We start from the raw sequence: 7,889 nt of genomic DNA, 5'->3' as shown, positions 1-7,889 counted from the left end.
TCACCACTGCGCTGACAAGGCCATCATCCACTTGGCCACGCGGCAATTGAGCCAGGCATTTCGTGAGTTGGCCTAATCGAGGAATGTATTCCTTCAGTACGCCCTTTGCTTCGGCGGAATTACTTTCCTTGATCGCCTGGTCGAGCCGATTCAAATCCACGGCAGCCTGATCCAGCAGCTGCACTGCTTTCGATAGGTTTGCTACCGCGGCTCGCATGGTCTCTTCTTGATTCACATCTGCACGCCAGCGTTGAACTCGTGCTGGATCGGCAATCAATGCACTGGCGGCTTTTTGCGCTTTCTTCGATCGGATATAGAGCAGGGATTTCGCCGTCCAGGGCCGATCTTCCCGGTCCAGATGCTGGCACACTGCAATGATCGGTCTTGCTGCGGCCGTTTCGTGCATACGCGCCAGTCCAAATGCGGCTTCCCGGACAACCAGGAGGTTGGGAGACTGCAAGGCTTGCAACAAAATTGGCACGGAGCGCCGATCCTCTGCGAGGGCTAGCGCTTCGACCGCTCCCGGGTTCTCGATGATTGCTATGCGAATAGCTTGTACGATGGGCGTGCGGTGAGCCTGGGACCAGGATCGAATCTCTTCGTGGCGCTCCAAATCGCTCCCATCTGCCGCCTCGGTCGCGGGACTAGTCCAATAGGGGACGCCGTTGTTCACAGCATCGAGTGCTTCCCCGGCAGCATAATCGAAGTATCGACTGTCTTTATCGCCTAGACGGACCAGCGCCGCCGCCAGGAACTCGCGGGTCAAAGGTTGGCGTTCTCGGTCAAAGGCGTTGCGCAATGCTGGGATCACTCGCGGATCGCCAAAATTCATCAAGCGGCGAATCACCAACAGCGGGATAGACGGCAAATCGAAATAAGAATTCACCAGCTCCGGTGCGGATTTTTCTGAAAACGCGCGAGCGAGCTCACTATCTGCTCTGTTCTGAGCGTCTCGATTCTCTTGAGGCTGCACAGGAATTGCCGAGCAAAGCGCAAGCATGAGGCAGACTCGCGCTATGGTCTGGATGACCTTTCGGATCCTACCAGGGCACCCAAGTAGCGCAGAGGAACGAGCCTCTGCTCCAGCACCAGCCGCCGCATCCGGCCGGCACAGTGATCCGGGATGGCTGCCACAGCGCGAAAACACATTCGGTGTTCGTGCGAAACCAAGGTCTGGCATGCAGGAGCCCCTCATAGGTCGATATGCGTACGATTGACGCCTCATTCAATGCTCGCCGGTGTGGCGAGTAAACGAACCCCGAATCTGTCTAGCAGAGATCCCATTGAAAACTCTTCCGCGAGAGGAAACGTCAATTACTTTTTTCGTGATACTGTGAGACACTCCTGTGGAAACTGTTCTACCCGAGATAAGCGTTGGTGACATATTGCTGCACCATGCGGTGCGTGTTGAAATATGAGGCGTTGAGGGCAATCGCGTGGCGCATGACATTCATCCACTGCTCGCGGTTGTGGTAGAAGGTCGGCAAAATGACTTCTTCGAGCTTGCGCACGAGATCTGCGGCATCGTCCAGCGGATCTGCGGCGGATGCGCCAATCGACCAGCCGGTCACCCCTTCGATATGGCCCTCGATCCACCAGCCGTCCAGGGTGCTGAAACTGGGCACGCCATTATGCGCGGCCTTCATGCCCGAAGTTCCCGAGGCTTCCATGGGACACTGCGGCGTATTGAGCCACAAATCCACTCCTGACACCAGCAGCTTCGCCATCTCCAGATCGTAGTTTTCGAGATACACGACGGGGATCTCTTGTCCGATCGCGCGCGCGACCGCGATGATGTGTTCGATCTCCCGTTTGCCTCCCTCGTCCTGTGGGTGCGCCTTTCCGGCGAAGATAAACTGCAGCGGCCCCGCAGTTCTTGCGATTTGAACGAGACGCGCGGGATCGCTAAACACCAGGCCGGCGCGTTTGTATGCGGTCGCTCTGCGGGCGAAACCAATGGTCAGTGCGTCGCCGGACAGCGCGCGGCCAGTTCTCTCTTTCACGAATGCAAACAGTCTTGTCTGGGCTTCCTCATGGGCGGCAGAAATCTTCTCGTTCGGGATACTCAGCGCTTTCCTGAGCATCGCCGGATCCTTGCGCCAGTCGGGTATGTACTCGTCATAGAGCCGCTGAAAACTCTCACAAGCCCATGTCGCCGAGTGAACGCCGTTGGTGATGTGATGAATGGGATAGCCGGGGAACATTTCGCGCGACACCTCCTCATGCCGTTGGGCGACGCCATTCACGTACCGGCTGAGGTTCAGCCCGAGCAGCGTCATGTTCAGCCGTTCCTGACCGCCCAACATCCGGAGCACATCCATGGAAACGGCAGGTCCGACGATACGCTCGACCGACGACCAGTCAAACTGGTCGTGGCCGGCAGGCACAGGGGTGTGCGTGGTGAAGATGCACCGTTGCCGAACGTCTTCGAAGTCCCAGTCGGCGGGCGCGGATCCTCCCTGCCAGTTCATTAGCTCGAGGACCAGGAGGCTGGCGTGACCCTCATTCATGTGGAAGCGCTGGACACCGCAATAGCCCAGCGCCCGAAGCATTCTTACACCACCGATACCGAGGATTGTTTCCTGTGCCAGCCGGTGGTTCCGGTCACCGCCGTAAAGGCATGCTGTGAGACTGCGGTCATACTCGCTGTTCTCCTCTACATCGGTGTCCAGCAGAATGACAGGAACCTTGGAGTCGCTATCGCCGAGATCGTATTGCCAGGCGCGAACGCGAACCGTGCGGCCCTCAATCGAAACCTCCACTCGCGCAGGCAAAGACCGGAGCGGCAGTCCCGGCTCGAAGTGGACGGGGCGCTCTTGCTGCCGTCCCTGTGGGTCGAGAACCTGCTCGAAGTAGCCCTTGCGCCACAACATGCTCACGCCGACCACAGGCACGTTGAGATCCGCGCACGCCCTGAGCATGTCTCCTGCCAAAACACCGAGTCCGCCGGAGTAAGTCGGGATGTTGCAATCGAGGGCTACCTCCATCGTGAAATACGCGACGCGCTTGCTCTCCTTCGCGTCATCGTCTGCGGGGACAGCCGTGGCCAGGTAGCGTCTGGGATGTTGCTGAAACTTGTCCCGGCAATATTCGGAACAGAAGTAGATCATTTGTCCCTCAAAAGTGAAAGGCAGACTGGTATCGGGCAACACCACCATGCCGCAAACGGGATCTCTTCGACTATCGTTCATACCAACCCCTCTCGCCTGTAAAGGCCTGTCCATTACTGCGCTAGAACGGATGCCAGCCGGAACAACTCCGGATCGATAACCTTCCGGACACCGGCTACCTCCTTGAGAGGCGTCGTGGCCACCCGGCCCTCGTTCAGTCCCACAAGAACCCCTTGTTCGCCACGCATCAGCGCCGCTACCGCTCCCGCACCGAGACGAGTACCCAGTAACCGATCGAAAGCAGTCGGGGTGCCGCCGCGCTGCACATGCCCCAGCGTGGTGGTGCGCAGGTCGAAACCAATCTGCGCAGAGTGTTCGCGGAACCATGCATCCAGTTTTCCGCCGTTGTGTACCGCGCCCTCGGCAACCACGGCCAGAGCATGTTTTTTGCCTCGCTCATACGCTGCGCGCAGTTGCCGAGCCACTTCCTCAGGCGTTGTTTCTCGTTCCGGAATCACCACGATCTCGGCACCACCGGCGAGTCCAGCCATCAGGGCCAGATAGCCGCACTTTCGCCCCATTACCTCGATCAAGAACGCGCGCTGATGCGAGGACGCGGTCGTTTTGAGACGATCGATGGCTTCGAGTGCAATGTTCAGCGCTGTATCGACGCCAATGGTGATTTCGCTGCCGGCGAGATCGTTGTCGATGGTCGAAGCGACCCCCACGACCGGCACGCCCATCTCTGCCAGAGCCAGGGCTCCGGTTTGCGATCCGTTGCCGCCGATCACAACCAGCGCGTCGACCCGGTTTTGTTGGAGCCAGTACAGAGCCTTCCGGCGAGTGTCCTCCGTCTCGAACTCCGGACAGCGTGCGCTCCCAAGCAGAGTGCCTCCGCGCTGCATGATGTTGCTGACCGTGCGGCCGGTGAGCGGCTCCACTTCGCCTTCGACCAGACCCGCGTATCCGCGCCGCACGCCCAATACATCCCAATCCTGTGCCAGGGCACAACGCGTAACCGCTCGGATGGCCGCATTCATGCCCGGCGCGTCCCCGCCAGAAGTCAGAACAGCGATTCGCTTGATGACTCTCATGTCAATCTCTCCCGATCAGAAGCTGGTTCTCAACGCTCCCAAGTCTGGAGACACGGAGCACAGCTAATCTCACGGCGTGCGAGCGGCTTGCACGCCGTAATTGCACAACTTCACTTCCCCTGTTTATGACTCTGCAGCCGGCGCCTTCGCGGCTCCGATTTCCGCCTCTGCCTGAAGCCAGTCCTCGATGTCGTGACCGTCTTCCTGTCCGCGAGCCTCATACAATTCATGGGACCGCCGTCGAATCTGCTCCAATTGCTCTTCGGACACATCGCTCGCAATGGTCCCTTCCACTTCAACCTTCGGATTCTTCGCCATCACACATCTCCTTCCCTGGTGAAATTGATTAAAACTGCATTTGCATTTTTTCGAGGGGCAGTTCGATTTCAACGGTCTGGCCCTCACGGTAAAGCTTGAGCCGCAGCTGCTGTCCGGGCCGCGAACGCAAAAGGACCGTGGCAAGTTGCGCGGCGGACACGAATGGCTCGCCATCCACAGCAACGATGATGTCTCCACCAAGTACATAAGGCTTATCGCTGATTGCCACCATGCGGCTACCGGCTCTCAGTCCCGCAGCTTGCGCCGGCGAGCCGGGTCGCACCTCCTCGACCAGGAAGCCCCGCTCCACCGGAAGGCCAAACAACGCAGCCATACTGGCTGTCACTTCGCTGCCGGTGAAGCCGAGCATCGGCCGGTACGGATGGCCCATCTCGATCAGATCGGGAATGACGCTGCGCGCCAGATCGATGGGGATCGCAAAGCCCATGTTCTGCGTATTCGTCAGTATGGCGTCGTTAATTCCAATGACCTGGCCCGCGGAATTGAGCAGCGGACCGCCGCTGTTGCCGGGATTGATGGCCGCGTCGGTCTGGATGAAAGCGTCCTCCAGCTCAATCGCGCTGTCATCCAAGCTGCGTTTCACTGCGCTGACCACGCCCACAGTGAGGCTGTTGCTCAGTCCCGCAGCGTTTCCAATGGCCAAAACCTTCTGTCCGACCTCAAGATCCCGCGAGGTCCCCAGAGGGATGGGAAAGATATCGTCCTTCGGCACGTTTATCTGGAGCAAAGCGATGTCGAGCTGTGGCGCCGTACCGATCAGGCGCGCCGGAAGCTGGCGTGTGCCCAGCGCGACCGTGATCTGGTCCCGGTCCTTGATGATGTGAAAGGCAGTCAGCACCCGCCCCTCGGTATCCAACACGAACCCTGTGCCGGTGCTTGTGTCGGTCGCGTCCGTCGTGTGTTTTTCGAAGGGTGAGGCTATGGACGTACGCGCGGTGATGTACACCACGCCTCGGTTCGCCTGGCGGAAGATCGCGATCGTGTTCTGCTCATCCGCCGTCAATTTCGTGTTTTGCGCCCGGCCCATGACGGCAGTCGCCAATACCACGATTCCAATCTGAATCCATCTCGTAATCCGCATCATCGTCTTCCCAACCCATCAGGCAATTAAGCGCGATTCTCTGTCCATCGCATCCATACTTGTACTTGTCGCATCGCATTGAGTGAATCCCCGCCGGACTATCCGAAAGGGAGGCCGGCAACCCAGCTCTCTAAGCGCAGTACGAACAAGCTGCATGAAGATCCATACCCAACTGTCCGCCATGGCGCCAAGGCGGTGCCGGAGGGTCATCTCGAAACCGAGAGTCTCCTCATGGCCGGGTCCTGCAGCGGAAGCATAGCGTGCGCTGGTCTCACAGGCGATTCCTAGTCTCTCGAAAGTTCCGCGCTCGATGGGCCGAAGGATGTCGGCGACCTCAAATAAAGCCTGCAGCACCTGAATACAGGTCACGCAGGGCGCATTTCCGCACTGGATACGGCGATCCTGATGGCCGCTCAGTTCCTGACGGCAGGTGAACTGCGTTCTCCGTCCGGAGACGATCACGGCCTCACCCGGTTGAAGACGGAAACCGACCTGGTACAGGCGAACCAACTCGCCGATTGTGCGGGTATCCTTTTCGTGTGAGTTCATGGGTTCTCCGATCTTCGAGCGCTGTCTCTTTCGCAGCTGGTCTGTTATCGCGGAATACTCATCTCCTTCGCGATCTTCCTGTGCTGGGAGCGCCATTTATCGATGGTCTTCCCGATGCCGTAAAGCCTGGTGGAGACACGGAACGAGTCCGGTCTGGCAGCCGTCAGTTCTTCGTCAAGCTGTGACATTTGTGAATTCAGATCGCTTTGCAATTGCTCCAGCTTGCTGAGGTTTGGCCTGAGTTCAGTCTTCTGGTCCCGGTCCAGTTCTTGCAGAAACTGCTCGTGGGAGGTTGCCATCTCGCTCAGGGCTGACTGGAACTGATCCATTCTTCCGGAAACGGCGCTGAGGTCATAGCCCAGATGTCTGTAGCGCCATGAATCCCAGTAATTGCTGTCCCCCATTAATCGGCCCGTTTTGCGTGCCGCTTTGGTTGCTGCCATGCAGTGAGCAAACACCTCGCGCTGGGTGTCCGTGGCCAGCAGCGCTAGATTCTGCCGAGAATCAACCGCTGCGGAGTCGTGTCCCGCGTGACCGAAGGACTGTCTTGCGCCACCTCCGCGCTGCGCGAGCGCGAATGGCATCATGGAAGACAGCAAAAGTGTGGCAAACATCTTCATTACCTTTTTCATGGTCCTCCTCTGCGGAGCAGAGCCGCTTCAAACCCGATGCGGTTCACCCGCAGTCCTCAACGGGTACGGCATTCACATTTCGAATGCGACTGGCGTCTTCAGCGAGTTTGAGCTTTCAGGCGAGCCTCTTCTGGGGGAGACGGCCGTCCGTACTTCGCGCGATACCATCCCTCGAACCATGTATTCGCAGGTGCCACCGCTTGAGTCGACGTTGCTTCACGATAGGCGGTATTCGCCTGCTCGGCCTGAAGCCGCGCCTCTTCCGTAGGAGATGGCCGTCCGAATTTCGCCCGATACCATCCCTCGAACCAGGGGTTGGCGGGTACTGGGCCGGGACGGGGCGCTTCCACACGATAGGCTGCATTCGCTTTTTCAGCCTGGAGGCGCGTTTCTTCCGTAGGAGATGGCCGTCCGAACTTCGCCCGATACCATCCCTCGAACCAGGGGTTGCTGGTCTGAGCTGCCAGCAAGGTATTCGCGCCAATTGCCAAAATGCCGGTGATTACGATGCTTCTTATGGAGAGTTTCATGATAGACTCCTTGCCTTGAACTAACTTCGTCTTTCTGTAATGCACCCGGCGTGCCAAAATCCGGATTCGAGCACCTCGCCTGTAAGTGTTTCATCCCAAATGGAATAGGGGTCGCCGCGAACGAAACTGAAGCGTCGCCGCTGAGGTTAGTTGCCTCATTTGAGGCAGCGAGTACCGGAAAGCGGCCAAGGATGGAGCTTGAGAGGCCGTGATAACCGGACAGACCGAAGGGTGTATGTGTCGACTACCGGCCGCTGGGAGGGGGGCGCTCTTGCGTACGTAGATACCCACGCGGTAGCTGATTGTCTGGGTTGGATAGATATGGCTGGATTTGTTTGAAGAAAGTTGTAACCTCGCCGTCTTTTCTGAGCGCAATGCCAGCGATGTCCCTTGCCAAGACCTCAACAACCTTGGTGTGTTTTCGGCAGCGCTGCGTAATTGAAAACCCCGACCTAATTATTTCTGGGCGGAGCGGCGAGGATGCGGCGCACGGAGGTGCGTCCGATTTGCAGGCGGCGGGAGATTTCAGATTTGCTTAGGCCAGCGCGATGTAG

The 7,889-nt window shown here is 58.4% G+C and carries 8 protein-coding genes; all 8 read right to left on the bottom strand.

Annotated features, from left to right (window positions below; all coding sequences use genetic code 11):
• Nucleotides 1-1,000: hypothetical protein (locus tag VMU57_RS12645; protein ID WP_325383919.1), on the bottom strand; the 1,000-nt coding region annotated here is incomplete at its 3' end.
• A gap of 358 nt (nt 1,001-1,358) precedes the next feature.
• Entirely contained in the window at nt 1,359-3,191 is a 1,833-nt protein-coding gene (gene glgP, locus VMU57_RS12640; protein ID WP_325383917.1) for an alpha-glucan family phosphorylase, read from the bottom strand.
• Between the two features lie 32 nt (nt 3,192-3,223).
• Nucleotides 3,224-4,204, bottom strand: a complete 981-nt coding sequence (gene pfkA / locus VMU57_RS12635; RefSeq protein WP_325383915.1) for a 6-phosphofructokinase — start codon at nt 4,202-4,204, stop codon at nt 3,224-3,226.
• 123 nt (nt 4,205-4,327) lie between these two features.
• On the bottom strand, nt 4,328-4,522 hold the full coding sequence (locus tag VMU57_RS12630) for a DUF2934 domain-containing protein (RefSeq protein ID WP_325383913.1): 195 nt from the start codon (nt 4,520-4,522) through the stop codon (nt 4,328-4,330).
• Nucleotides 4,523-4,550: 28 nt separating this feature from the next.
• Nucleotides 4,551-5,585 carry a S1C family serine protease gene (locus VMU57_RS12625; RefSeq protein WP_325383911.1) on the bottom strand — a complete coding sequence of 345 codons (1,035 nt, stop codon included), beginning with the start codon at nt 5,583-5,585 and terminating at the stop codon, nt 4,551-4,553.
• 57 nt (nt 5,586-5,642) lie between these two features.
• Entirely contained in the window at nt 5,643-6,173 is a 531-nt protein-coding gene (locus VMU57_RS12620) for a hypothetical protein (RefSeq protein ID WP_325383909.1), read from the bottom strand.
• Nucleotides 6,174-6,217: 44 nt separating this feature from the next.
• Entirely contained in the window at nt 6,218-6,805 is a 588-nt protein-coding gene (locus tag VMU57_RS12615) for a hypothetical protein (protein WP_325383907.1), read from the bottom strand.
• Between the two features lie 98 nt (nt 6,806-6,903).
• Nucleotides 6,904-7,335, bottom strand: coding sequence for a hypothetical protein (locus VMU57_RS12610; RefSeq protein ID WP_325383905.1), 432 nt, complete (start codon nt 7,333-7,335; stop codon nt 6,904-6,906).
• Between the last annotated feature and the right edge of the window lie 554 nt (nt 7,336-7,889).

The organism is Edaphobacter sp., from assembly GCF_035532915.1.
Lineage (GTDB): Bacteria > Acidobacteriota > Terriglobia > Terriglobales > Acidobacteriaceae > Edaphobacter.
The sequence above is the reverse complement of the archived record's forward strand: the minus strand, read 5'-3'. Positions and strand labels throughout refer to the sequence as shown.